Below are 25,098 nucleotides of genomic sequence, written 5' to 3'. Positions count from 1 at the left end.
ATTGGGATCGTGGCCGCGATTGGTACGTGTTGGGAGTATATGAGATTGCTCACGCCGGGGTGATATAAAGCACCTGTCCGAGCGGCGTGATGGCAGCCAGAAACCAGTACAGGAACAGGATGACTACCTCTATCAAACCTGCAGGTTGTATCGCCAGTAGTGTCTTGCTCGCATCGTTACTGAGCGCGTGTGCTACGGACCAGCCGCCAGTCTCTGTGCCCGGCCAGTACAGTGCGCAATCGCCGTTTCCCGGTGCTGAATGGACCCGTGTCGATCCTGCGACAGCAGGCTTCTCACAGGAAGGAATCGACCAGGCCGTCGCCTATGCAAAGCGGGAAGGATCGACCTCCGGCATGATTGTCCAGCACGGCCTTGTCGTCGCCCAATGGGGCGACGTTTCAAGGAAGTCGAATCTTCATTCAGCGCGCAAGAGTTTCGCGAGCGCCCTGATTGGCATTGCAGTCGCACGGGGCCAGATAAATCTTGACGAGACGTTGGCACAACTCGGTGTCGACGACAGCGAGCCATCCCTGACGCCAACCGAGAAGCAGGCAACCGTGCGTATGCTGCTCGAAGCGCGCTCGGGCGTTTATCACCCGACGGTGTATGAAACCGCTGGTATGGAGGCGTCCAAGCCACCGCGCTATAGCCATGCGCCGGGCACGTTCTGGTACTACAACAACTGGGATTTCAACACGGTCGGCGCAATCTACGAAAAGGCCACCGGCCAGCGCATCTTCGACGCCCTGCAGACTGAGATCGCAAATCCGATCGGCATGCAGGATTATCGTCCTTCGGATGGGCACTACGTATCGGGCGGCCTTGCCACCCGGTATCCGGCTTATCCCTTCAACATGAGCGCTCGCGATCTGGCGCGCTTCGCCCTGCTGTATCTGCATGACGGCCGATGGCGCGACCAGCAGATTGTTCCGGCAGCGTGGGTTGCCGAATCGACAGCCTCGTACTCCAACACCCCGACCGGCGGCTACGGATACATGTGGTGGACAAGTACTCCCGCAAGCGGCCCGCGTGGTCCGAAGGTGGCGCTGCTCAGGCCAACCTACTGGGCCGATGGTAGCCACGGCCAATATGCCGTCGTGGTGCCCTCGCTCGACCTGGTTGTCGTCAATCTGGTCGACGACCGGCTGACTTCAAAGAGCATGCACCAGCACAATATGGAGGAACTGGTGTGGCTTGCCGAATCCGCAGGGGGCGCGACGGACATCGGGCCGGAGCCGAGGGACGGCAAGCGCGACCTTGCGATGCCGGAATAGACGTCTTCCTGCGAGCGACAGCTCCGCCTCCTGCATAAAAAGCACCGCGGTCCGATTTTTGCTGCTGAAGTGGATCGGGACAGGGAGGTCATATGACTGAAGCTGCGCTGCGCGCGTTGTTCACAACTGGCCCCGCCCGTCTGTCCGACGCGGATTGGTCGCGTATCGAGCATCTGTTCCCGACCGGCAGTCCCGGCCGTGGTCGCCCACGAGCGGACGCACGTCAGATACTCGATGCCGTTCTCTGGGCCTGCTTCGATGACCACGAATGGAGTCACCTGCCAGCCTCGTATCCCCCGCAGCAGACCTGCTACATCGCTTTCCTCAAATGGCGACGTTCTGGCGTGTTGACGCAAGTGGCCGAGGAGTTGGCTATGCCATACGAGGCGTTTTGCGCGCCGCCGTCGCCCGCAGAGTAGTACCGGACGCCGCGGCAGCGCAGCGCTTTAGCGCCCATTTCAAAAGTGGGACGCATGGTCCCGCGCGTGACGTTGCATTGCCAGGTTCGGTCTCTACCCGATAGAAAGTGTTGTGCCCCGACTCACGAGCGTACACCCACACGCGGCGTGGTGGCCTTGCAGTGCTACTGGTTGGCCATCGAGCATGCACGATTCGTCGCCCTCGCTGATCGCCTGCTGACCGTGCTCCTTGCAATCCACCATGTCATTCTTGCGAGCGACCGGCTTGCCTTCCACTGTATCGACGTTCGAGCCGGTGATCACGGTGCCGCCGTGCGGCGCCAGCGTGTCACCCACCACAATGACCTGCCTGACCATCTGGTTGCTCCTCACAACAAAACTGACCGTCCAACCGAAACCGGGAATGAGCTTGCACCTTATACCGGGAGCTGCTAGCTCCAGCCGTAAGCCCCCAAGCGCCTAACTGAGAAACGAGTCTAAGGCGGCGACGTAAAGCGCGACCCACAGGCAACCACCCACCGGCACAACGACCAGCAGCATACCTGCGAGGCCTTTAACGCGCCCCTGCTTCAATAGAACTGAGCCTGGCAGGCCAACGAACAGTACGAACTAAATGACCACCAACGCGTAGAAATATTTGTTTGCGAAATCATGCAGAGCGCCTAGCCCCGTCCCTTCTTTCGACGCTCAGAAGATGGGCAGACCCAAAAAGGCAATAGAAAAAACGGAAGCTGCCAGCCCGATCAACAGCCCCTTCCTGAAACCACGTTGCTCATAGGTGATCTTGTTCATACGTCGACGTCCGCTGCAGCCACTGGAAGTGAAACTACAAGGCAATCTCTCGCCGTCCGGGCACACCGGTGTCTGCATTCGGGCTACCGAGATACGTCCAGCGCACCGACTCTGGAGCGATATCGACGAATCGTTCGCTGGCCCGTGGAAATGCACTGCCTTCTTCTACGAAGGCCTGCTGGTCCCAGCGGTTATAAATGGATGCGAGCGGGTGATCCGCAGCAACCCGTGCTTCCCAGATACCAGTCTTCGCACAGATCTCATAACCGTCACGCTGGAATGGCCTTGTCAGCTCCGGCACCTCACGTATCAATCCAGTTTCGACCATATGCTTCAGGAAATCTTCACGCTGTGGCGGCAACGCGGAGGCCTCGCCGAGGTAGTGCCATTGGACCTGATCGGCGTTGAGCCACGCGAACGGGGATGCGTCGAAGCGCTCTCCTGTCAGATAGCGCTCTGGCCTGTTCCCCCGCGCAGGAATCAACCTGTCTTTGGGAGTCGATGCCGGACCGTAGAGTGCTAGCCAGTAGCCGTCACGCGGCACAGACTGGTCGCCAGTCACCGAAAACGCACTTTGCTCGAGAGATAGAACGACATGTCTTGGAGGGATGAATTCACGGCCCTCCAAGGCTGCTCCCTGCTGAGCTTTGGACTGCGGCGTCACCGCTTTCGCCGCGTCAGTCAGTGTTTTCATGTTGCCATCCCATTTAGGGAGTGGAGCCGGAGGTAACGGCAGCACCTTGTCCAGATTCGGAAGTTTCACTCGCCCATCGTAAAGCTTCAGGAAATCGCCTATCTTGCCGTAACGTTCGGCACGTGCTTTGTCGATTGCCTTTACCACACTAGTGCCGTCCGTCAGATAAGCACCATCAAACTCCACAGACAACTTGTTTGCACACTTCTCACATCCGAGCTTTACGCCTTCCTGAAAGACCCGAAGTGCTTTTTCTTTCGCGTCCGGAGTATTAGGACGCTTGTAAATGTAGCCTAGCTTGAATGCGGCTGGCCCATAGCCTTGCGCCATCGCACACTCCAACATCTGGGTCGCTACCGGGAGATTGCCCCAGAACTCCCCTTCGGGATCATCGTACGTTCCGGCGAGCTTTTCCCCGAGGAACGTCATGGCGGATGGACTCCCCATGTCAGCCGCACGTTGGAAGAACGCATAGGCGCTCGTAGCGTCACCTCCTTTGACCAATCCATTCTGGTGATAAATTCCCATGCGGTCGTAGGCATCCGGGATACCCAGCTTCATCGCTTTCTCAACCCACCGGATCGCGGCTTCTGGATCATGTTCCGGCACGCCGGCTCGGTTGCTCAGAATCAGCGACGCAAGGTTCAGCATGGCCTTCCAGTTATTCCTTTCGGCCGCTTGCCGATACAGGTAATACACCTTCGCGTAGTCGACGTTCCCGACTGGAATATTGGGATCATCCAGCGCTAGCGCCTGTTGAAACCACTGCTCGGACTGCGCATCGAGGGGGGGGACCTGTTGTGCCTGATATAAGCAGGCGAAGTCCTTGCGGTGCGGGTCGAAGAGCGGCAGTTTTTCGTAGCGTGGCAGGTCGGACATGGCAATTGTTATCTTGTTATCTATAGAAGTCAGGGTGCTTGCATGGGCCGAGCTTCCCAGTAATAGCACGGCAACAGCGGCTATACGCAACGCATTGAATAGTACTTTCATGCAAGATCCGGTGAGGCGGCTGTATCGCTGGAAGATGGCACAGAGATCGAGCCGAGCAGTGTCGTAGTGGAGCGGTAATCTTCGAAAGGGAGCAGGAAACCTTTCATTGGAGCACCGTTCTGCCGTTGGTCGTCGTTACTTGCCATCAGGTCGTTCCACCGCCTGAACATGGCCGGCAATTCTTTTGGATCTCCGCTTCCCGGAATGTCCGTCGACATGAGCGTGAACACACGCTGGCGTAGATCGGCGGCGTAGAGTTGCCCGGTTGCTGCGATATTGATTTCACTGTCGATAGACATGCTGCGTTCATTCAGGTTAGCACTACCCACGGTAATGAATGCGTCGTCGATGATCATCAGCTTGGAGTGGATGTAGATCTCACGATAGGCCATCTTGCCGCCCGAATCGGGTCCGCTCGTGCGTAACCGCGCAACGCTGACTTCGAGCCCGAGCGTTCGGTCGAGGTCCTGCGCGCTAGGACGATCGATTACCTGGCCGCCGTTGACCCCTGGGTGAGAGTCTGGATAAGGTTGGCTGAGTTTGCCCTGATCCGCGAGATGTGCCTGGTCGGGCATGGCAGAGCCCTCCCCGAGTTCGGTCAGCGTATCGTACGTCCGTGGCACCATCTCCTTGCGCTCCGGATGCGGAATCACGATGAACAGGTGAAGTTTCGGGATTTCGGTGACTGGCTTACCAGACTTTTTGGTCCAGTCGGCGCAGAACTGCTGACGTGTCTGCTTCAGATGCCTTGCCCACTCCGGGTAAAAGAAGTACTGATTCTCGATGTATATGTAGTTGCGGGCACAGGCTGATGCCTGCAAATACACCTCCTTTATAGACTTTTCCTGCTCGTGGGCCTGCGTACGCACAATCTGAACAAGGTGAGCCGGATTTCCCGCGGCAGTTTGAATCTTCGCTGGCGGTTTCGGTGGGGTCGGATATGCAAGGCCGCCGCCAAGTGCTACAGACCATCCGTTCTCGAAGTTGTAATGCAATTGCGCGAGTGCAGGACCAACCACCCGACATGCGTAGTCCTGATAGGGACGGCCATGCAGATAGTGCTCGTGACCCAATCCCTCTTTCGGCTGCGGCTTCGACAGCTTTTGCTTCATGTCATCATAAAGGCGGCTTGGCAAACTCGCATTGCTTGGTGGTTGCTGCGTATCAGTCTCGCGATCCAGTTCAGCATTGATCTGATCGGGCGATAAGGTTTCACGCATGGGGTCGTCAACCGCATGAGCCGTCCGGTCCCAATAGTCCGTCACGGAATTTAGCCCCATGACATAACCGACCGCTGCGCTGCCATCGTCCCAGTCGTAGTCGATAAGGATTGGCTTCTGGTGATGGGTCGCGTACGCTTCCATCCCGCTGCGCTCATCGACGGCACTGAAGGTACTGGTGACGGGCTTGTCTTCTTCCGCAGGTGCAACCGACAGCAACTGCGTTGCGTCGGCTTCCGATACCTCACGTAATACGACGCGAAGTCGGGGATTTTTTCCGGCATCACTTTTTCCGCCCGGCAGATTTTCGGCCCACCAGTCCACACACCATTGATGGCGCGCGGGGTTGTTGTACGGATCCTTCTGCGTGAAGTGCTCGACAACCGGACTACCCACGCTACTCCAGCCTTTGTCGACGTCCGAGTAGCCGGGCATATTGTTCTGCAAGGCCGAGCCTCTAGGCGTGGACCAGATCAGCAACCGCACCGTGACCGGGTTCTCCTTGCGCGTTGTGATTTCCTTGAGTAGCTCGCCGTAACGGATACCGCGAGGCCAGGTGTCGCCCGAACGCTCAATTTCCATGCCGGGATCGAAGCCCCAGCAGACGATATCCACCGTCGCCTTCGCTCTTCTCAGGTCTTTCGCAATCGACTTGAATCCATCCTCACCGCAGATCATGAAGTTCAGGGTGTTACCCCGCGAAATCGGGATTTTGTCTCTCTTTTCAAGAAGCCACTGTAGCGAACCCGTGGCCATCCGGGTCTGCTCATCGATCGCCACCTTCGCTGCCTTGTGAGTCTTGAGAGGGAAGTCTGCCACGGTTGCATCCTCATTCAATAGCGGTCGGCGCGCTCAAACTTGCCGCTCGCCCCGGTTTGTGATCTGGTCAACGTGATCGGGATCTGTTTCGAGCGCGTCCTTTACGTTCAGGTCGTACTCCGAGCCGTTGCTCAGTTTGGCCGTGTAGGCTGGTGTACCGGGCTGATGATCCTTCACGACAATCCGGCCGAACTCATCCGTCACACCCTCATCAATCTTCGCGCCGCCCTTGTATAGATCGTACGGCTCACTGGCAAGTTGATTCCCCTCACCCGGTAATGCGCCTAACGCGAAATGTAGCTGCTCCTTCTCTGGCGGCAACGCCGAAATGGCTGGCGTGCTGACATTGTCCGGCCCCGTGAACGCACGACTTACCGAATGCACCACGAAGCCACCCGAGGTGCCGCTCTGGATCTGCCCGGAGGTCCAGCGGGTGTAGCTCCCGCCGCCGTTGATTTCCACTTCCTGCTGCGCACTGATGGTGACCTTGGTCGCTGTCACCGTGACGTTGAGCTTCGCGAGAAGATTGATGTTGTCCTTCAGCGCCTTGAGATCAATATCGCCGCTGGCCGCGATGAGCCGCATGCCTGCCTGATAGGCGAACAAGCGCAGCGCGTTGCGCGCACTGGCGAAGAAACCGCCTCCCGTGCTCACCGACACATGCTCGCCTGTCGTGATCGCAGTACTCTTGTCGCTGCTGAGGTGAATCTGCGCGGGCGTGCTGATCGCCACGCCGGCAGGGCTTGCCAGTACGAGTTGCGGTTGCGAAAGCTGCTTGAGCGTGCCGCCTCCCTTGATCGCCGCCGCCTGTGCCTTCAGCGATGTGGCAACACTCTTCTGTTCGCCATCCTGCGCACCTGCGGTTTGCGCACTCTGCGCGATACTGCTGGCCGTATCCTGCGCACCGGCCAGCTGCAGGTTAACCTCATCCACGCTGAATGCGTCACCTGTTGCGCCCGCGCGGGGATGCGTGGTCAGCAGCAGACCCTGCGCACCGCGTACCGCAGCATGCCCATCGGTGCGCAACTCAACGCCTTCGCCACGCTTGTCACCGCGGCCGGCAGGTTCCGTCACGCGTGTGAGGTAACCCATGTGCAGACCACTCTCCAGATGATCGCTGCGTATCTGGGTCTGCACCTGGCCCTGTGTGTCGTCCTTCAGCCAGACGTTGTTCTGCTCGCCACCGATTTCTTTGCTGACGAAACCCGACAGCGCCAGCTGGCCGGGCAGCGTCCATTGCGGAGTGTTGGTGCCGTTTCCCACGCGTCCGGTGATGAGCGGGCGGTCCGGGTCGCCGTCAAGAAACGATACGATTACCTCGTCGCCGGCCCTGGGCAACTGGACGCTGCCAAAGCCGCCGCTCGACCATGCCTGTGCGATGCGCACCCAGCAGGAACTGCTTTGGTCCCGCTGGCCGATCCTATCCCAATGAAACTGGATCTTCACGCGGCCCAGCGGATCCGTATGGACTTCCGCTCCCTGTGGACCAACGACAACTGCGGTCTGCATCTGCATGACCGGCTTGCGATGTTCGAACGGGCTGCGATAGGGAATGTTCTTGCGCTGAGCTTCTATTTCGACAGAGAAGAAACCTTCTGAACCATCTGCGTGTGCTGTGGCTCCGACAGACGCGCTCCCCGTCTGCGCAGTTCTGGCGGCGGCCAGCGTTGCCGAAAGGCTATGGGGAAAATTCGCCTGCGTGGTCGACGTGGGTAGATTGTTCTCGATCAGCCACACCGTCTCGATCACTGCGAATTGCCGTTGATCGGCCGCGTCGCGGCTGTGTTCCGGATGATCGACCAGCTCGAACCAGCGACCCGCATCGATACCGCGTACCGAACCTACGCCAAAGAACCGCTTGGAGATCGATTCCCACTGCTCCATCCGAACCTTCGCAAGGTGGTCGCCGCGCCCCTGTTGCTGGTAGGTGTAGGGTCCGGTGTATTCATACACCTCCAGTTGCTCGGGAAGGTCGCCCTGATTGGGCATCGTTGGCGTCAGTGTGCCTTTGGGATTGTGTACCGATGACGGACTCTTGTAGTCGTAGGTACGCGTGGTCAGCGTCGTGCTTTGCAGAATACGGGTGCCCGCCCACTGCACCAGTGCATCGGCCTCGCTTTGGGTACCGGCCCGATAGAACTGGACCTGTTGAGGCGTCAGGGGATCCAGCGTCTCAAGCCGGTCCGTGATAACGAGCGTGTGTGAATTACCGCCTGCATCCTGTTTCCAGAACCCAAACAGCCCTTCGTTCTCCATCAGCCGGTGGGCAAAATTCCAGTCGTCCTCGTACTGCGTGCAGTAGGAACGTGATGGCAGCGGCTGGGAAAGTGCGAACTGGAAACGGCCTTGTGCCTGCGGATGCGTGTTAAATACGTCGGTCAGTATCTGATCCGCCGACTTGTCCTGCCAGATACGCTGATCGCGACGGAACCTGAGAAAGTACATCCAGGACGCGAAGCTGATCTGGTAACTCGTCAGGCCGCCATTTGCGCCAAGCCGGCGTGCCCCGTGCACATAGCCGTGATGTGGGAGATAGCTCTTGTCGGTTTGTTCGAGCCACAGTGTGACGGGCTGGGCGATCAGCTTCTTGAGCTGGATATCATCCCTGGTCGAGACAAGATCCACCGTAAATTCGAAATCACGCCCGATGCGCGAGCGGCCATACACCCGCTGCGGTAATAGCACGTTGCTGCCGAGGGGCGTGTCAAGTTTGACCAGCCGGTCCTGCTGGATTAAACCGCCCTGGATCGCCCCCGCGATGTCCTGCGCCCCCATTGCTATCCCCTTCCCGCATTATGCGTTTTGGATTATCTCTATTTACACGATATTCTCACGTTCAATTCTACAGGCTATAAAAATGCGCAATGTTAATCAAGTTGAAACAAAAGGTAAGTTCATGTGGCGATTTAGTGGAGATATACACCGTACCGTGATTGCAGATGCATGAGATAAAACTCGCAAAGCAGGATTCACTGATTCCCGAGTAAATTCGGAAATGTCGCTTGCGACACGGCGTATCGCCAGCCTTGCGAACTGTGGCCGGACTAGCCTCTTTAGTCAGTAGTGCCACTTCGCGGTCGCGTATCAGTTTTTAGCCTGTCGTTCTATGGCGATTGCATTAGACTCCGTGCCCCAAAAAGACGGCGATGAGTCGGCTCGTCCAAATTGATGACAATCCCAGTGCGCACCGACAGCGCCCTAAAGATTTACTCCCGGGTGCCGGTATGCAGATCGGCGTGTCCATGTCACCGCGAGTTAGCCGGTACACACTTAAACGCCCGGACGCGATAAGTCGATAAAAGATTGAACAGTATGCAGATCAAGAAGACCAACGCGCTGACCGGCGTGTCATTAGCATCCATCGGGCTGTTGGCCGGGTGCGTCCAGTTCGTGTACGTGAAGGATATAGCTAGCGACAAGCCAGCATATCTCGCGACGCACTTCAGTATCGAATCATTGCCCGCTGGGGTACTCGACAAACTGCCAGCTCCTGGTACGCACACGCTGCCGTTCAAGGTATTGACGATGTCGGGCACATTCTTAGGGCACGTCGGTACGGTCACGATGAAGAGCGATTTCAAAGCCACGCTGATTAACGCGAAGACAGGGATTTGGTCCAGCAGGTCCTCGAAACGTCGGCTAACGATGTACCGAGCGGCGCGACTTTCAGCCTTTCGTACCTCAACATGTACAGCCTGAAACAGGAGACGGCATCGTACTCGCAGACGATGGCCTTCATTCCGTTCATCGTGCATGACAGCGACAATAATCAGTTCGCGTTCGATGCGCCGGAGGAAGATACAACGTACACCACGACATTCAAGATAGGCACGACGGTTCAATTGTCAACTTCCGCAGTACTGTATGGAGTTGTCACTCTGGCCACTATTATCCGGCTTCCGAAGTCAACGCCGCGCTGACCGGCAAGGCGATCGACCTGGAGTGCGAGGACACCAAGGATGGCATCATCCAGAACAAAGCGCGTCGTACGTATCTGACCGAATATGGGATGGGACTCAATCGTTCGCTCGCGACGTCGACCGCGAAATTCGAATGGCCGTATAACGACTTCGAGAAGGACGGCGAGAACGCGAGTACCCGTTTCGGCAAGCCGCCGAGCGATAAACCCATCTGACCGAGACGCCGTTTCTCAAGCGTCAAACAGCTCGCGCTGGGCGCATCGTACTCTTTTGTATGCGCCGCACGCGAGTGTGCGGCAAGGCATGATCGGCACGGCCGACAGCCGGTTCGGGCACCTCGGGGACGCGTTTTTCTGGAGGCGTGACGGATACCTATTTATGGCTGTTCTCTGACGTGCTAAGCATCCGCTCCACATACCTTGCAATCAGATCAATCTCCAGATTAACCTTCGCCCCCTCACGCAGATTCTTAAGCGCAGTCACCTCAACCGTGTGCGGGATCAGGTTAATCGAAAACTCACAACCATCATCGCGATCCTTCACCGCGTTGACCGTCAGGCTCACGCCATTCACAGTAATCGAGCCCTTGTAGGCGAGATAACGCCCAATCTCACGCGGCGCCAGCACACGCAATTCGTGCGACTCGCCAACCGGCGCGAAATGCGTCACCGTCCCAAGTCCATCCACATGACCCGACACGATATGCCCACCCAGCCGGTCATGCGCGCGTAGCGCTTTCTCGAGATTGACCTCACCCGGCTCGCCAAGCCCGGCCGTGCAGTTAAGGCTCTCGCGCGACACATCCACTTCGAACGAATCCGCCGTCTTGGCCACCACGGTCATGCAGGCGCCTTGAATCGTGATGCTGTCGCCAAGCTGGACGTCCTCGAGATCGAGGCCACCTGCGTTGACATTCAGGCGGACGCCTGCGTCCCCGTCACTGCCGAGGGGCTTGACTGATTCGATGCGGCCGACCGCCGCGACGATTCCGGTAAACATCGTGCTTGTTCCTTGTTTAATTCCCAGTAGGGCGGGGCGCGGATGGCGGCGCGAAGCGCGCCAGAATCCGCAGGTCGTCGCCAATCCGGTCGACGGCGTGAAAGTTCAGACGTACACGGTTTTCGAGCGCTAGCGGTGCGATCAGGCTGAACATGCCCATCGAGTCGGTGCCGAGCAGACTCGGCGCCAGATAGACCAGCAACTCGTCGACACAGCCTTCGCGCAACAGCGAGCCGTTCAATTTATAGCCAGCCTCGACGTGCAATTCATTAACCTGGCGTTCGCCGAGCACCTTCAGCATGGCAGGCAGATCCACCTTGCCGGTGGCATTCGCCATTTGAATGATTTCCGCGCCACGATCGCGCAATACGCTAGCGCGCTCGGTGTGACGCTCATCCAGGTTGCCGCAGAAAATCAGCGTCGGTGCGCCGGCCAGAATTTGCGCCGTAGGCGGCACATCGAGCTGGCTGTCGATCAACACACGTTGCGGCTGGCGCGGTGTATCCACGGCTCGCACCGTCATGCGCGGATCGTCTTCCCTCACAGTACCAATGCCCGTGAGGATCGCCGACGCGCGGGCGCGCCACGCATGGCCATCGGCGCGTGCCGCTTCTCCGGTGATCCATTGGCTTTCACCGGATGGCAGTCCGGTGCGGCCGTCGAGCGAGGCGGCGACTTTCAGCCGCACCCATGGCCGGCCGCGCGTCATGCGCGACACGAAGCCGATGTTCAGTTCAGCGGCTTCATTGGCGAGCAGGCCGCAGCGCACCTCGATGCCCGCGTCGCGCAGCATCTTGAGACCGCGCCCCGACACCTGTGGATTCGGATCTTCCATGGCCGCGACCACGCGTTCCACTTGCGCCTCGATCAGCGCGTTGGCGCACGGTGGCGTGCGGCCGAAGTGGCTGCATGGTTCGAGCGTTACGTAGGCCGTAGCGCCGCGCAGATCGTGGCCGCGCGAACGCGCATCCTTCAGCGCCCGCACTTCGGCATGGTCCTGTCCTGCCGGCTGCGTGAAGCCCTCGCCAATCACCTCGCCGTTCTTGACCAGCACGCAGCCGACGCGAGGGTTCGGATCGGTCGTGTACATGCCGCGCTTCGCGAGAGCCAGCGCGCGTTCCATATGGACGAAATCGGTTTGCGAGAACATCGGCGTCCGTTAAGTGCTGTGGCGTGTTCTGTCGTGAGTAGTGGTGACCTGATGCATGCTTCTGGCGCCTCAGACGGTCAGCGCGGCGAAGGCGCCGCGTGCCGCATCGATCGTGGCATCGAGGATCGCGTCGTCATGAGCAATCGATACGAACCCTGCCTCATAAGCCGACGGCGCGAAGTACACGCCCGCGTCGAGCATCTTGTGAAAGAACGCATTGAAGCGCGGTACGTCGCTCTTCGTGACTTCAGCAAAGCTCGCCGGAATCTTGTCCGCGAAGTAGAGGCCGAACATGCCGCCGAGCGAATCCGCCGCGAACGGCACTTTTGCTTCGCGCGCTGCGTTGCTTAGCCCCTGCACGAGACGCGTGGTACGTGCGCTGAGCGTCTCGTAGAAGCCCGGTGCCTGGATCAGTTGCAACGTCTTCAGACCGGCCGCCACGGCGATCGGGTTGCCCGACAGCGTGCCCGCCTGGTAGACACCGCCGAGCGGGGCGAGGTGGGCCATGATGTCGCGGCGACCGCCAAATGCCGCCGCCGGCATGCCGCCGCCGATCACCTTGCCGAGGCACGTGAGGTCCGGCGTAATGCCGTAGATCTGCTGGGCGCCGCCGAGGGCGACGCGGAAGCCGCACATCACTTCGTCGAAGATCAGCACGGAGCCGTAATCGGTGCACAGGCGCCGCAGGGTGTTCAGGAACTCGGGCGTGGCGCGCACGAGGTTCATGTTGCCCGCCACCGGTTCGACGATCACCGAAGCGATCTCGTCGCCGAAAGCCTTGAACGCTTCTTCGAGCGCGGCGACGTTGTTGTATTCGAGGACGGTGGTGTGCTTGGCGATATCCACCGGCACGCCTGCCGAAGTCGGGTTCCCGAACGTCAGCAGGCCCGAGCCGGCTTTGACGAGCAGGCTGTCCGCGTGTCCGTGATAGCAGCCTTCGAACTTGACGATACGGCTGCGGTTCGTGAAGCCGCGGGCGAGACGCAGCGCGCTCATGGTGGCTTCCGTGCCGCTGGACACCATGCGCACCTGTTCGATCGACGGCACCAGCTTGCAGATTTCCTCGGCAATCTCGACTTCGGATTCGGTCGGCGCGCCGAACGAAAAACCGTTGATCAGCACCTTCTGCACGGCATCGAGCACTTCGGGATGGACGTGGCCGAGGATCATCGGGCCCCACGAGCCGATGTAGTCGATATAGCGCTGGCCGTCCGCATCCCAGAAGTAGGCGCCTTGCGCACGCTCGATAAAGCGCGGCGTGCCGCCGACCGAACGGAAAGCGCGTACGGGCGAGTTGACGCCACCCGGGATGGTGAGCTGGGCGCGCTCGAAAAGCGCTTCGTTCCGGGAATTGCTGGACATGGACGTTGGACCTGTCAGAAAGGGATGCACAGAGGCGAGCAGGGTCGACCGGCAGCCAGAGGAGACTCCGGCCCGCATGCTCGTTTCCCTGTTTCGCGGCGGCTGAATGGTTATCTGAAATTGTACCGGAGTCGCGCACAGTCGGCGGGCGGCGGGGCGCAGCGGGTGTTGGGGAGATTGGCCGGGCGTGCGGCGCGGCGAGGCAATGCCGCTTTTGAAGCGCCGATATTTATTGGTATCCTCGTCCATCATGCGCGACACCCTTATTTCCGCAGCGGCCGCGACCGCCGAACCCGAGACCCCGCCCGCTCCTGCATCGGCGGCCACGCCGCCGGGTGCGGGCGCGTCGCGCGCGAACTACGTTTATGCACAACTGCGCGACGACATCTTCGAATTGCGGCTGCTGCCCGGGGACCGTCTGACCGAAGGCGGCATCGCGGAGCGTTTCAACGTCTCGCGTACACCTGCGCGTGAAGCCTTGCAGCGGCTGCAGGGCGACGGTCTGATGCAAGGTTACGTGCGCGGTGGCTGGGAAGTCGTGCCGATCGACTTCAAGCGCTTCGACGATCTGTACGAGATGCGCGAGCTGATCGAAACCTTCGCGATTCGACGCCTTTGTCAGCGCGATGGGCCGCTTTCCGCCGCGTTGAGCGGTCTCCTCGATCAACTTGATGTGATCTGGCAGGCGCCAGCGGGCGAACGTCTCGCTGACGGCCGCGAAGTGGCGGCGCTCGACGAAGCGTTCCATCTGGCGCTGGTGTCGGCAACCGACAACGACGAACTGGCGGCCGCCCTGCAGCGCGTCACGGACCGCATTCGCGTCGTGCGGCGGCTCGATCTCGTGTACGGCAATTGCATCGACGAAACCTACGAGGAGCACGCCGCCATCCTCGCGGCGATCCGTGCGGGCGACACCAACGCGGCGCTCGACTGCATCGCCCGGCACATTCACGGCAGTCAGGCCGAAGTCCGCAAGTTGACCGTGCACCGGCTCCATAGCGTGCGCACCAAGGCGGATCGCGCCGCGGTGACGGGCGCACCGCCGAAGGGCCGCGGCACCATCTAGATTCACCTGGGGCTCACTCGGCGGCAACGCGATGCCCGCAGCCGGCTTTGTTCCTCCGGCTGGAAACCCCCGTCCCATAAGGATCTTCTCTCGATCGGACCGGCTCGGGCATTCAATCGGCATGTTTCTCGCTAATGTCGACGAGCTTGTATACATAGGGCGCCGGCTGTAGTCCAAGCGAATCCGGGGTGATTCGAGCGGCTCGCGCCATTCGAACCGGAGAGCACCAATGAATAGCCGCACGCATGCGTTGAACGGCACGGCCACGCCAATCGCGCCGTCAATCGCACGCACCCGCTGGTTTCAGCTTGCCCTCGGGCTCGTCTGCATGATGACGATCTCGAGCCCGCAGTATGTCTGGACCCTGATGACCAAACCGCTTGCCGCCAAGCTCGGCATCGCGTTGCCGGAGTTGCAGGTCACCTTCTCGATTCTTGTGTTGTTGCAGGCGTTCTTTTCGCCGTTTCAGGGCGCGCTCATCGATCGCTTCGGCCCGCGCCTGCTGATCTCGATCGGCACGCTGCTGGCGGGCGTGAGCTGGGTGCTGGCTTCCTACGCGCACAGCACGCCGATGCTGTATCTCACCTATGGCGGCGTCGGCGGTCTCGGTACCGGCATCGTCTATGTCGGCGTGGTGGGACTGATGGTCCGCTGGTTTCCCGACCGACGCGGTTTCGCGGCCGGCGCGGTGGCGGCCGGCTACGGCATGGGTGCGATTGTGACGACCTTTCCGATCGCGGCATCGCTGGCTTCACGCGGCGTGGAGTCGACGCTGTGGCTGTTCGGGATCGTCTTTGCCGCGGTCGGGTTCATCGCTTCACAGGGATTGCGCGTGCCGCCGGCGGATCTGGGCGCGAGCGTGCCGAGTGCGCTCACGGGGGGCGCTACGCGCGACTTTCGACCGTCTGAGATGCTCAAGCAGCCGCTCTTCTGGTTGATGTTCCTGATGATGACGATGATGGCGACCTCCGGCCTGATGGTCACATCGCAGATGGCGACTTTCGCCGCCGACTTCGGCGTGAGCAAAGTCATGGTGTTCGGGCTGGCGGCGTTGCCTCTGGCGTTGACCATCGACCGTTTCACAAACGGTCTGACGCGGCCGTTGTTCGGATGGGTCTCGGATCGGCTGGGCCGTGAAAACACAATGGGATTCGCCTTCGCGCTGGAGGGCGTGGCCATGACGCTCTGGCTGCTGACGCGCGATAACGCGGTGCTGTTCGTGCTGCTTTCAGGCCTCGTGTTCTTTGGCTGGGGAGAAATCTTCTCGCTGTTCCCGTCAACCTTGACCGATACATTCGGTACCCGTTACGCAACAGCGAACTACGGTTGGCTCTATATCTCGTTCGGCATGGGGTCGATTTTCGGCGGTCCGCTGGCCGCACTGCTGCATCAGCATACGGGTAGCTGGATCCCGGTGTTTGGCTGCGCGATTGCGCTCGACCTCGGCACGGCCGCGCTGGCGATGCTGGTGTTGAAACCGGCACGTGGACGCTTCCTGAAGGTGCTGGCGCGTTAAGCGTTGTGGAGTTGCTAGTGGTGGGGCGTTGGCGAGGCCCCGCAACGCGCCTGTGGACACAGCAGGCAAACGCGTCAGGCTGCAGGTTTGCTTCGACGCGGGCTTTTACGCGTCACGCTGGCGGACTTCACCTTCGCTTCTGCGGCTTGTTTCGCCGCCGCATGAGCCGAGACCTTGCTGGAGTGGGTCGGACCCGCCGGCGCATCGAGCTTCGGCGGTTTGCGCTTGCCTGTCAGCTCGGCCCAGCGTTTCTCTAGCGCGCCTTCGGCGACCGGCTTGATCGAGGTTCCCGATGCCTGCGCATCCCACGTCTGCACGGAGAACGGGTGTACGCGCAAAGCCTCGCGCGTGACGACGACTTCCTGATTCGCGTCGACGAGCCAGTCGTAGACGAAATCAATGCAAAGACGATAGCCACGTTTCGAATGGACATCGGGCACCTCGTACGGAGCGCGCGTGACGTAGCCGGAGCCGAATACCCCGCGCGGTTCCTGACTGACGCGATGAACGAACACGCGATCGCCCGGCAGGATGCTGCGCGCGACGCCACAGCCCCAGACATCAGTTACCGCTTCGCCGGCGGCGACACGTTTGGCGATATCGGGCAGTTCTGGCCAAGGCCATTTCTTGGGGCTCCAGATCAACAGGAAGGCGGTCATAACGGGCTAGAAGCGGGTGCGTTGAAATGGCCGTGACGGGCTCAGGCGGGAGCTTAACCGATTGACGGCATAGCTGCGTTCGTCGTCCGCTGCGCGTGCCGAAGGTCCACTGCACCCAGGCGAGAGGGCGACGCCCCGTTAACCGTCGCGTACAATTACAGCGGTAATACCGCAATCTTTGCTGTTCCCTGCAGTCCGACGCGTGGTTGGCGGGCTGCCTCTTCTGGATTCCCATGTCTCACGTCACCCGACGCCGGCCCGATGGCCGGCTGATCCTGTTGCTCGGCGCGCTCGCCGCGTGCGGGCCGATTTCGATCGACATGTACCTGCCGAGCCTGCCATCAATTGCGCAGGCGTTTCTGGTCAGCACGAGTGCCGCACAGACGACGCTCACGAGTTTCATGCTTGGCTTTTCGGTCGGGATGTTGCTGTACGGACCGCTCTCCGACTCCTACGGACGACGGCCGGTGTTGCTGGGCGGCATCATCATGTATGCGCTCGCGAGCATCGCATGCGGGTTTTCGTTTTCGATTGGATCGCTGGTGACGTTCCGTTTTGTGCAGGCACTTGGCGCGGGTGCGGCATCCGTGCTCTCACGTGCGATTGCGCGCGACGCACACGAACCGGCCGATGCGGCGCGGGTGTTGTCGATGCTATCGATTGTGACTTCTATCGGACCTTTACTGGCGCCGCTGATTGGCGGGCAGTTGCTGTTGCTGGGTGGATGGCGCGTGGTGTTCGTTGCGTTGACTTTGTTTGGCACGGTGTGCGCGGTGACGGCTTACCTGAAGGTTCCGGAGACATGGCCGCCTGAGAAGCGCAAGCACTCGGCGGTGCTGCAATCGTTTGGGGTGTACGGGAAGTTGCTGAGGGATCCGGTGGCATGGGGGCTGATGTTATGCGGCGGGATGGCATTTGCATCGATGTTCGCGTACATCACCGCGACGCCATTTGTGTACATCGAGTATTTCCACGTTTCCGCGCAGCATTATGGGTTTTTGTTTGGGCTCAATATTGTTGGGATCATGTTTGGCAATTTTCTCAACACGCGGTTGATTGGGCGGTTGGGGTCGCTGCCGATCATTTCATTTTCGGCGATCGTCAGTTGTGTGGCTTCGTTGTTTGTTTGTCTGGTTTGCCTGACGGGGTGGGGTGGGTTGTGGTCGATCGTTGCCGGGTTGTTTTTTGTGGTCGGGGTGGTAGGGTTGTTGTCGGCTAATTGCACGACGGATTTGATGCATCGGTATCCTCACAATGCGGGGGCGGCTGCGGCGGTTTTTGGGGCAGTGCAGTTGGCGCTTGGCGCGGCTTCTAGTCTTGCTGTGGGGCTTTGGCAAGGGGTTTCGCCTACGGGTATGGGGGTTACTGTTGGGGTTGCTGGGGTGCTTTGTTTTTGTGGAAGGGGGTTGGTTTTGCGGTGGCATAGGAGTGGGGTTTAGGGGTTTTTTTGCCTGTGCGGCGCTTGTCGGTGTTCTTGCTGCTTTGGCCTTTCCTTGCTTTCTTATTGGTTTGCTTGCGTTGCCCCTGTGCGGGGCGGCACCTACTTTTCTTTGCCGCCGCAAAGAAAAGTAGGCAAAAGAAAGCGGGCTTCCAACCGCTAGCCTGTAGGTGTCCCCCACTGGCATGAAACCAGAGTGGTCCGCGCACGCGTTCCGCCCTCGCGCTGCGTCCCTTAGTGACAAGGCAGTCATCCGTTCCAGCGTCGCGCTGCGCGCCCCGCCGTCGGGCACAACGCCCCAGGAAACTCTGTAGGGATACTAACTATATTAGGCGGCCTTTGTTCGGCAGCTTGAGCCGTTTCTTCATCTCGCTTCCGGGGGCGCCGTAAAGCGCGGCGCTCCAAGCATTCCCGCAACCCCGCTTTCCCTTGCAGACCCATCCGCGACGCACGTAGTGCGGAGTGGGGTGGATGAGCGCTTTGTCACTGAGGGGAGTGGTGCGAGGGACGGTCCCGTGCGCGGACCTCTCCGGCTTCATGCCAGCGGTGGACACCTACCGGCTAGCGGTTGGAAGCCCGCTTTCTTTTGCCTACTTTTCTTTGCGGCGGCAAAGAAAAGTAGGTGCCGCCCCGCACAGGGGCAACGCTAATAGACCACTAACAAAGCAAGGAAAGGCCAAAGCAGCAAGAACACCGACAAGCGCCGCACAGGCAAAAAACCACCCACCTTAGTCCGGCGCCGAAGAAGCCGCCCCATGACTAAGCCAGTCCAGCACAGCAGTCGCATCATCATCAGCCCCGCTACGAGCCTTAGCGACAGCCTCCGCCACATCCTCACTAGGCATGGCACGCCGAATGGCGACACCAACAGCAAGAATATCAATCATCACAAGATGCAAAATCCGCGAAATCATCGACAACTGTGACTCGCGAATCTCGATGTGATCAGTCTCGAGCGCCACCGTCGCACGCTTGGCCAGCGGCGTATTACTAGACGTAATAGCAATCACCTGCGCCCCAGCCTGCATCGCCACATCCAGCACGCGCAGCAACTCCGGCGCACGCCCCGACTTCGACACCGCAACGATCACATCCCCCTTGCCAAGCAGCGCCGCCGACGCTGCCTGCATGTACAGATCGCCATAAGCAATCGTTGGGATGCCAAAGCGGAAGAACTTGTAGTGCGCATCTTGCGCGACAATATTCGAATTGCCGAGACCATAAAACTCGATGCGGCGCGCGCCGTTCAACAGGTCGATCGCCCGCTCGACATGCTCGAAGTTCAAATGCTCACGCAACTGCAAAATCGCAGAGATCGTGTTGTCCAGGACCTTTGCGCCAAAGTCCGTCGCGGTGTCACCCAGGTGCACCTGGCTATGACTCACCGGAATCGTTCCGGTCAACCCCGTCGCCAGCTTCAGCTTGAAATCGGATAAGCCCTGGCAGCCCAGCGAGCGGCAAAAACGGATCACCGTCGGCTGGCTCACGTCAGCCTTGCGCGCAATGTCGACGATCGGATCGTTGATGATCGAACGCGGATGATTCAACGCCAGATCCGCCACGCGGCGCTCTGCCGGCGTCAATGCGTCGCGCATCTGGCGGATGCGCTCGAACACTGCAGATGAACTGCCGCCCGCACGGTTCGACAACTGCTCCGCCAGAATCGCCGAGACGCCCAGGAACGCCGGGTACTCCGCCGTGATCACGTAAGTCGGTACGCTCTGCAGATACGCCTCGAAGCGGCCCTTCGCCTCAAAGCGCTCGCGGAACGACGAACGCTCGAAGAATTCGCCCAGCCGCGGCACCACGCCGCCGCCGATGTAGATGCCGCCCAGCGCACCCAGCGTCACCGCGATGTTGCCGGCGAACGTGCCCAGGATGCCGCAGAACACATCTACCGATTCCGCCGCCAGCGGCTCGCCCTCGAGCGCGCGTTTGACCACCTCGGAGGTGTCGAAGCTGGCAGGCACGCGTTTCTTGTCGCGCGCCGCCAGCGCCCGGTAGATCACCTCGATGCCCGGACCCGCCGACACGCGTTCGAACGATACGTGCGACCACTTTTTGCGTGCGTACTGCAGCACCAGGTCTTCGCGTTCGTCAGCCGGCGCGAAGGTGGCGTGGCCGCCTTCGCTGCCCAGCGCAATCCAGCGGTCATCTGCTGGGATCAGACCGGAGACGCCCAGACCCGTGCCCGCACCCAGCAGTCCGATCACGCTGTTCGGGCGGCGCGCGCCGCCGCCCACCTGCACGCGTTGCGTGTCGGTCAGGCCCGGCAATGCCATCGCCAGCGCCGTGAAATCGTTGACGACCAGCAGTGTGTCGAAGCCCAGCGCGCGGCGCGTGGCTTCGATCGAAAAGGTCCAGTCGTGGTTGGTCATGCTGACCTGGTCGCCGTCGACCGGGTTCGCAATCGCAATCGCCGCGTGGTTCACGCGACCAATCTTCGTATCTTTCAGGTACTTCTTGATGACGTCAGCGACGCCCGGGTAGTCGGCGCAGGGATACACCTGCACCTGGCCAATTTCGCCCGGCCCCGTCTCCAGTGCAAAACGCGCATTGGTGCCGCCGATGTCGGCCAGCAGGCGCGGTCCGTCGGCGTGCTGGCCCGCGCCCGGGACAGCGTTACTTTTCACACCAGTAGACATCGAGTCTCACTCCCTTGTCGTTTGCCAACTGTGAGATGGCATTTTTTTGTGGCGCAGCGGCGGCAGCGTTGAGCACGTCCAGCTTGCGCGGTCCTGCAATCAACAGAAATAGCCGGCCCATCTGCTTTAACGCGGACATGGACCAGCTCACGCGTGCATGCGGCGCAGCGCCCGGATGCACGGCAACAAAATGTTCCTGCGTCGTGATGGCGAAGTCCCACTCGGGCGCATCCGCAAAGATCGACGCTGTGTGACCGTCCTCGCCCATGCCGAGCACGGCGACATCCGGCAGCGTGCGACGCGCGTCGGCGTTCAACGCCGCAACGTGCGCCTCGAGCGATTGACTGGTGTCCACCAGCGGCCAGAATGCGGCAGCTTTCGCGGCATTCTGCAACAACGTCTCGTGCGCAAAACGCGAATTGCTGTCATTGTCCGTTTCGGGAAGCCAGCGGTCGTCGACCAGCGTCACAGCAATGCGCGCCCAGTCGAACGGTTGTGTGGACAGCGTTTGCAGGAACGGACGCGGACTGCTGCCGCCCGACACTGCGAGCGTGACGTGGTTCGGCCCATTACCGGCCGAGGCCGCGCGAGCGGTCAGGGACGCCTGTAACGCGTCGCCCACCGCTTTCGCCAGTGCGTCCGATTGGGCGCGCTGGTCGTCGAAAGTGTGAAGCTCGATCATTTCTCCTCCGTACTGCTTTTTTGTCGGGTCTGCGGAATATGCCGTCACGCTGGACAACTGCTGCCTAAGGGACCGGTTCCTTACGCTGCCGTTGCCGCTGTTACGGCGCCACCCCGTTCAGTCGATCGGTATATCGCATACGGTGCACGCGGCGCGGCTTTTCAGATGCGCTGCGTCACCGCAGATCAGTTTTCTTCTTCGAGCCAGCAGGTGCCGTGCTGCGCCAGCATCGCGCTCGAGGCCGCCGGCCCCCACGTGCCTGCTGCATAGGGCTTGGGCGGCTTGTTAGCGGCTGCCCATTCGTTCAGGATCGGTTCGACCCAGCGCCATGCGGCTTCCTGTTCGTCGCGCCGGACAAACAGCGCGAGCCGGCCGTTGATCACGTCGAGCAACAGACGCTGATAAGCCTCCATCTGTCCTTCGCGGAAGAACTGGTCGAACGCGAGGTCGAGGTGAACGCTGGCGAGGTTCATGCCCTCGCCAGGCTGCTTGGCGAGGCAATACAGACGGATCGTTTCGTTCGGTTGCAGGCGGATCACCAGCCGGTTCGCGCCCGGACGCAGGGCTGTCGGTCCGAGCGCCGAATGCGGCACTGCACGGAAGTTCACCACGATCTCGGCGACGCGATCCGCCAAACGCTTGCCGGTGCGCAGGAAGAAGGGCACGCCGGCCCAGCGCCAGTTTTCGATTTCCACCTTCAGCGCGACGAAGGTCTCGGTGTTGGTGTTCGCCTTGACGCCCGGTTCCGTGGCATACGCCGGCACCGAGGTGCCGCGGATGCCGCCCGCATGATACTGGCCGCGCACTGCGATCTTGCTGATGTCGCGCTGATCGATGGGCTTCAAGGCCCGCAGCACGCGCAGCTTTTCGTCGCGCACCGAGTCCGAATCCATCGAGTGGGGCGGCTCCATGGCCACAATCGAGAGCAACTGCAGCAAATGGTTCTGCACCATGTCGCGCAGTGCGCCGGTATTGTCGTAGAAGTCGCCCCGCGCTTCCACGCCCAGTTCTTCCGCGATTGTGATCTGGATGCTCTCGACCCACTCGCGGCGCCACAGCGGTTCGAAGAGCGCATTGCCGAAGCGCAGCGCGAGCAGGTTCTGCACCGGCTCTTTGCCGAGATAGTGGTCGATGCGGTAGATCTGTTCTTCGGCGAAGATTTCGCCCACTGCGTCGTTGATCGCGTTGGACGACTTCAGGTCGTAACCGAGCGGCTTTTCCAGCACGATGCGCGAATTCGTATTGAGGCCCACCGCGGCGAGCGCACGGCAGATAGGCACGAACAGCGACGGTCCGGTGGCGAGATAGAACACACGGATACCGGGCAACTCGCTCACTGCATCGCGCAGTAGCGCGAAGTCTTCGGCTTTGCCCAGGTCGAGCTTCACATACTGGATGCGTTCGAGGAAGCCAGCCCACGCCGCTTCATCGAGACCGTTCTGCGAGACGTACGGCTTGACGTGTTCGTTGACCCACTCGATATACCCTGCGCGATCTTCGACATGACGCGTCACCCCAACGATCTTGCCGCTTTCCGCCAGCATCCCCGCACGGTGTGCTTCATACAGTGCAGGAAGGATCTTGCGCATCGACAGATCGCCGGTTCCGCCGAAGAGCACGAAGGTGAAACTTGAATCGGTAAACATGAGTCTCCGTCGATGTCCTGAAGGCCGCCCGCAGCGACCGTAGTCCGATAAAATTTTTTTTGACACTGAATTGTAGTTTAACTACAATCCAAATCAAGAGGTAGCGCTAAATCGATGAAAAAAGCGGGCATGGTCAGACGAGATGCGCGTTTCCCGAGTCGGCTGGCGTCCCCTGCATGTTAACGGACATTGCCTTTTCGCATGTGTTGGCTGCCGCGGGGCGGCAAACAGCCATGCGGGTGTCAGGGTTAACGTGTGAGGTGCCTCGAGTCTGCCGCGCGCGACGCGGGCAGGCAAAAATCAAAAGAGGAGACAGTCAGTTGCATCCCGAACCACTCATCTTCTGAGCTTCCAGCGGCCGAACGTCGGCTTGCCGGCACATGCATGCGCATGCGTCTGCCCGAGGCTCGATCGCCGCCCAGTGTTTTGCCTGTTTGAACCAACCACAGCGCCCTGGAGAGTCAGGGGCCATTCGTTTTTTGTTCAGGTGTCTGGAGGAGATAAGCAATGAAATTTCGCGCGATCATGGGCGCTTTGTGCGCCGCAGGTCTGATGTGTGGTGTATCCGCAGCGCAAGCTGCCGAGTCGATCGAAGTGCTGCACTGGTGGACGTCAGGCGGCGAATCGAAAGCCGTCGGCGTGCTGAAAGACGACATGCAGAAGCAGGGCTACACCTGGAAGGACTTCGCGGTTGCGGGCGGCGCAGGTGCGGCGGCCATGACGGCACTGAAGACGCAGGTGATCTCGGGCAACGCGCCGAGCGCTGCGCAGATCAAGGGTCCGCTGATCCAGGAATGGGCGGAGCAGGGCGTGCTGGTGCCGATCGACTCGGTCGCGGGTGACTGGAAGAAGAACCTGCCGCCGCAGATCGACAAGATCATGCACGCAGACGGTCACTACGTGGCAGCGCCGTTCTCGGTGCACCGCGTGAACTGGATCTGGATCAACAAGGCTGCACTCGACAAGGTCGGCGCCAAGCCGCCTACCACGTGGCCGGAATTCTTCGCCCTCGCTGACAAGCTGAAGGCCGCCGGCATCCAGCCGGTTGCTGCCGGCGGTCAACCGTGGCAAGACCTGACGCTGTGGGAAGACGTCGTGCTGTCGCAAGGCGCTGACTTCTACAAGAAGGCGATTGTCGACCTCGACCAGAAGACCCTGACGTCGCAGCAGATGGTCGGCGTGTTCGACACGGTCCGCAAGATCGAGTCGTACATGGACACGGGCCGCACGGGCCGTGACTGGAACCTCGCAACGGCCATGGTCATCAACGGCAAGGCCGGCATGCAGTTCATGGGCGACTGGGCGAAGGGCGAGTTCGCGAACGCGAACAAGCAGCCGGGTACGGACTATATCTGCGCACCGGTGCCGGGCACGTCGAAGGGCTACACGTTTAACGTCGACTCGTTCGTGTTCTTCGCACAGAAGGGCGCGAAGGATGCAACCGCTGGTCAGCTGGCACTCGCCAAGACGATCATGAGCCCGGAATTCCAGGAGCAGTTCAGCCTGTACAAGGGTTCGATTCCGGTCCGTCTGGGCGTGAACATGGACAAGTTCGACGCTTGCGGCAAGCAGTCGTACGCGGATGAACAAACGGCGATCAAGGCCGGCGGTTATGTTCCGTCGCTCGCGCACGGTATGGCTCAGCCGGATGCAACGGCTGGCGCGATCACCGACGTCGTGACGAAGTTCATGAACTCGGACCAGGATTCGAAGAGCGCAGTTGAAGCGCTCGCGAAGGCTGCGAAGACGAAGTAAGCAACGTAGCGGGGCGCCCGGTTGCGACTCCACGCGCAACCGGGCGTTCGCT

The 25,098-nt window shown here is 60.4% G+C and carries 19 protein-coding genes; 8 read left to right on the top strand and 11 right to left on the bottom strand.

Annotation, left to right across the window (positions count from 1 at the left end; genetic code table 11):
* The first annotated feature begins 119 nt into the window (after nucleotides 1-119).
* Nucleotides 120-1,274 carry a serine hydrolase domain-containing protein gene (locus P3T17_RS24820; protein WP_429409231.1) on the top strand — a complete coding sequence of 385 codons (1,155 nt, stop codon included), beginning with the start codon at nucleotides 120-122 and terminating at the stop codon, nucleotides 1,272-1,274.
* A 92-nt stretch (nucleotides 1,275-1,366) separates the two neighbouring features.
* Nucleotides 1,367-1,693, top strand: a complete 327-nt coding sequence (locus P3T17_RS24815; protein ID WP_429409230.1) for a transposase — start codon at nucleotides 1,367-1,369, stop codon at nucleotides 1,691-1,693.
* 93 nt (nucleotides 1,694-1,786) lie between these two features.
* On the opposite strand, the gene P3T17_RS24810 is transcribed toward P3T17_RS24815, so the two are convergent.
* The 4 genes from P3T17_RS24810 to P3T17_RS24795 form a co-directional block, all read right to left on the bottom strand.
* Nucleotides 1,787-2,050 (bottom strand): PAAR domain-containing protein, encoded by a 264-nt coding sequence (locus tag P3T17_RS24810; protein WP_429409229.1) that lies wholly within the window; start codon nucleotides 2,048-2,050, stop codon nucleotides 1,787-1,789.
* Between the two features lie 469 nt (nucleotides 2,051-2,519).
* Nucleotides 2,520-4,058, bottom strand: coding sequence for a DUF6396 domain-containing protein (locus tag P3T17_RS24805; protein WP_429409369.1), 1,539 nt, complete (start codon nucleotides 4,056-4,058; stop codon nucleotides 2,520-2,522).
* A 107-nt stretch (nucleotides 4,059-4,165) separates the two neighbouring features.
* Nucleotides 4,166-6,208 carry a phospholipase D-like domain-containing protein gene (locus P3T17_RS24800; RefSeq protein ID WP_429409228.1) on the bottom strand — a complete coding sequence of 681 codons (2,043 nt, stop codon included), beginning with the start codon at nucleotides 6,206-6,208 and terminating at the stop codon, nucleotides 4,166-4,168.
* 33 nt (nucleotides 6,209-6,241) lie between these two features.
* Nucleotides 6,242-8,983, bottom strand: a complete 2,742-nt coding sequence (locus tag P3T17_RS24795; protein WP_429409227.1) for a type VI secretion system Vgr family protein — start codon at nucleotides 8,981-8,983, stop codon at nucleotides 6,242-6,244.
* 836 nt (nucleotides 8,984-9,819) lie between these two features.
* On the opposite strand from P3T17_RS24795, the gene P3T17_RS24790 reads away from it, so the two are divergent.
* The gene (locus P3T17_RS24790; RefSeq protein ID WP_429409226.1) at nucleotides 9,820-10,128 is read left to right on the top strand and encodes a hypothetical protein; all 309 of its coding nucleotides are present in this window, start codon (nucleotides 9,820-9,822) and stop codon (nucleotides 10,126-10,128) included.
* Between the two features lie 89 nt (nucleotides 10,129-10,217).
* Nucleotides 10,218-10,343, top strand: coding sequence for a hypothetical protein (locus P3T17_RS24785; protein WP_429409225.1), 126 nt, complete (start codon nucleotides 10,218-10,220; stop codon nucleotides 10,341-10,343).
* A 157-nt stretch (nucleotides 10,344-10,500) separates the two neighbouring features.
* Here P3T17_RS24785 and P3T17_RS24780 read toward each other — a convergent pair whose 3' ends face one another.
* From P3T17_RS24780 to hemL, 3 genes are all read right to left on the bottom strand, one after another.
* Nucleotides 10,501-11,127, bottom strand: a complete 627-nt coding sequence (locus tag P3T17_RS24780) for a riboflavin synthase (RefSeq protein ID WP_429409224.1) — start codon at nucleotides 11,125-11,127, stop codon at nucleotides 10,501-10,503.
* Nucleotides 11,128-11,143: 16 nt separating this feature from the next.
* A complete protein-coding gene (gene ribD, locus P3T17_RS24775; protein WP_429409223.1) occupies nucleotides 11,144-12,277 on the bottom strand; it encodes a bifunctional diaminohydroxyphosphoribosylaminopyrimidine deaminase/5-amino-6-(5-phosphoribosylamino)uracil reductase RibD in 1,134 nt (377 codons plus the stop codon).
* Between the two features lie 69 nt (nucleotides 12,278-12,346).
* On the bottom strand, nucleotides 12,347-13,639 hold the full coding sequence (gene hemL / locus P3T17_RS24770) for a glutamate-1-semialdehyde 2,1-aminomutase (protein ID WP_429409222.1): 1,293 nt from the start codon (nucleotides 13,637-13,639) through the stop codon (nucleotides 12,347-12,349).
* A gap of 250 nt (nucleotides 13,640-13,889) precedes the next feature.
* Between hemL and P3T17_RS24765 the strand changes: the two genes are divergently transcribed.
* Nucleotides 13,890-14,705 carry a GntR family transcriptional regulator gene (locus tag P3T17_RS24765; RefSeq protein ID WP_429409221.1) on the top strand — a complete coding sequence of 272 codons (816 nt, stop codon included), beginning with the start codon at nucleotides 13,890-13,892 and terminating at the stop codon, nucleotides 14,703-14,705.
* Between the two features lie 229 nt (nucleotides 14,706-14,934).
* Nucleotides 14,935-16,221: an oxalate/formate MFS antiporter gene (gene oxlT, locus P3T17_RS24760; protein ID WP_429409220.1), complete on the top strand. Its 1,287-nt coding sequence runs from the start codon at nucleotides 14,935-14,937 to the stop codon at nucleotides 16,219-16,221.
* Between the two features lie 74 nt (nucleotides 16,222-16,295).
* Here oxlT and P3T17_RS24755 read toward each other — a convergent pair whose 3' ends face one another.
* Nucleotides 16,296-16,880: a hypothetical protein gene (locus P3T17_RS24755; RefSeq protein ID WP_429409219.1), complete on the bottom strand. Its 585-nt coding sequence runs from the start codon at nucleotides 16,878-16,880 to the stop codon at nucleotides 16,296-16,298.
* 233 nt (nucleotides 16,881-17,113) lie between these two features.
* Here P3T17_RS24755 and P3T17_RS24750 point away from each other — a divergent pair, with 233 nt between their 5' ends.
* Nucleotides 17,114-18,319, top strand: a complete 1,206-nt coding sequence (locus P3T17_RS24750; RefSeq protein WP_074263615.1) for a Bcr/CflA family multidrug efflux MFS transporter — start codon at nucleotides 17,114-17,116, stop codon at nucleotides 18,317-18,319.
* Nucleotides 18,320-19,046: 727 nt separating this feature from the next.
* On the opposite strand, the gene P3T17_RS24745 is transcribed toward P3T17_RS24750, so the two are convergent.
* The 3 genes from P3T17_RS24745 to zwf all read right to left on the bottom strand — a co-directional run bounded on the left by P3T17_RS24745 (nucleotide 19,047) and on the right by zwf (nucleotide 23,291).
* Nucleotides 19,047-20,963, bottom strand: a complete 1,917-nt coding sequence (locus P3T17_RS24745; RefSeq protein ID WP_429409218.1) for a bifunctional transcriptional regulator/glucokinase — start codon at nucleotides 20,961-20,963, stop codon at nucleotides 19,047-19,049.
* Nucleotides 20,941-21,645 carry a 6-phosphogluconolactonase gene (pgl, locus tag P3T17_RS24740; RefSeq protein ID WP_074263617.1) on the bottom strand — a complete coding sequence of 235 codons (705 nt, stop codon included), beginning with the start codon at nucleotides 21,643-21,645 and terminating at the stop codon, nucleotides 20,941-20,943. The genes P3T17_RS24745 and pgl overlap by 23 nt, the downstream gene beginning before the upstream one ends.
* 185 nt (nucleotides 21,646-21,830) lie before the next feature.
* Nucleotides 21,831-23,291, bottom strand: coding sequence for a glucose-6-phosphate dehydrogenase (zwf, locus tag P3T17_RS24735; RefSeq protein ID WP_074263618.1), 1,461 nt, complete (start codon nucleotides 23,289-23,291; stop codon nucleotides 21,831-21,833).
* Nucleotides 23,292-23,798: 507 nt separating this feature from the next.
* Between zwf and P3T17_RS24730 the strand changes: the two genes are divergently transcribed.
* Nucleotides 23,799-25,046: an ABC transporter substrate-binding protein gene (locus tag P3T17_RS24730; protein WP_074263619.1), complete on the top strand. Its 1,248-nt coding sequence runs from the start codon at nucleotides 23,799-23,801 to the stop codon at nucleotides 25,044-25,046.
* Nucleotides 25,047-25,098 lie beyond the last annotated feature (52 nt).

Origin of the sequence: Paraburkholderia sp. GAS82, assembly GCF_050436285.1 — a bacterium.
Taxonomy (GTDB): domain Bacteria; phylum Pseudomonadota; class Gammaproteobacteria; order Burkholderiales; family Burkholderiaceae; genus Paraburkholderia; species Paraburkholderia phenazinium_B.
This window is presented reverse-complemented; position numbering and strand designations above follow the sequence as displayed.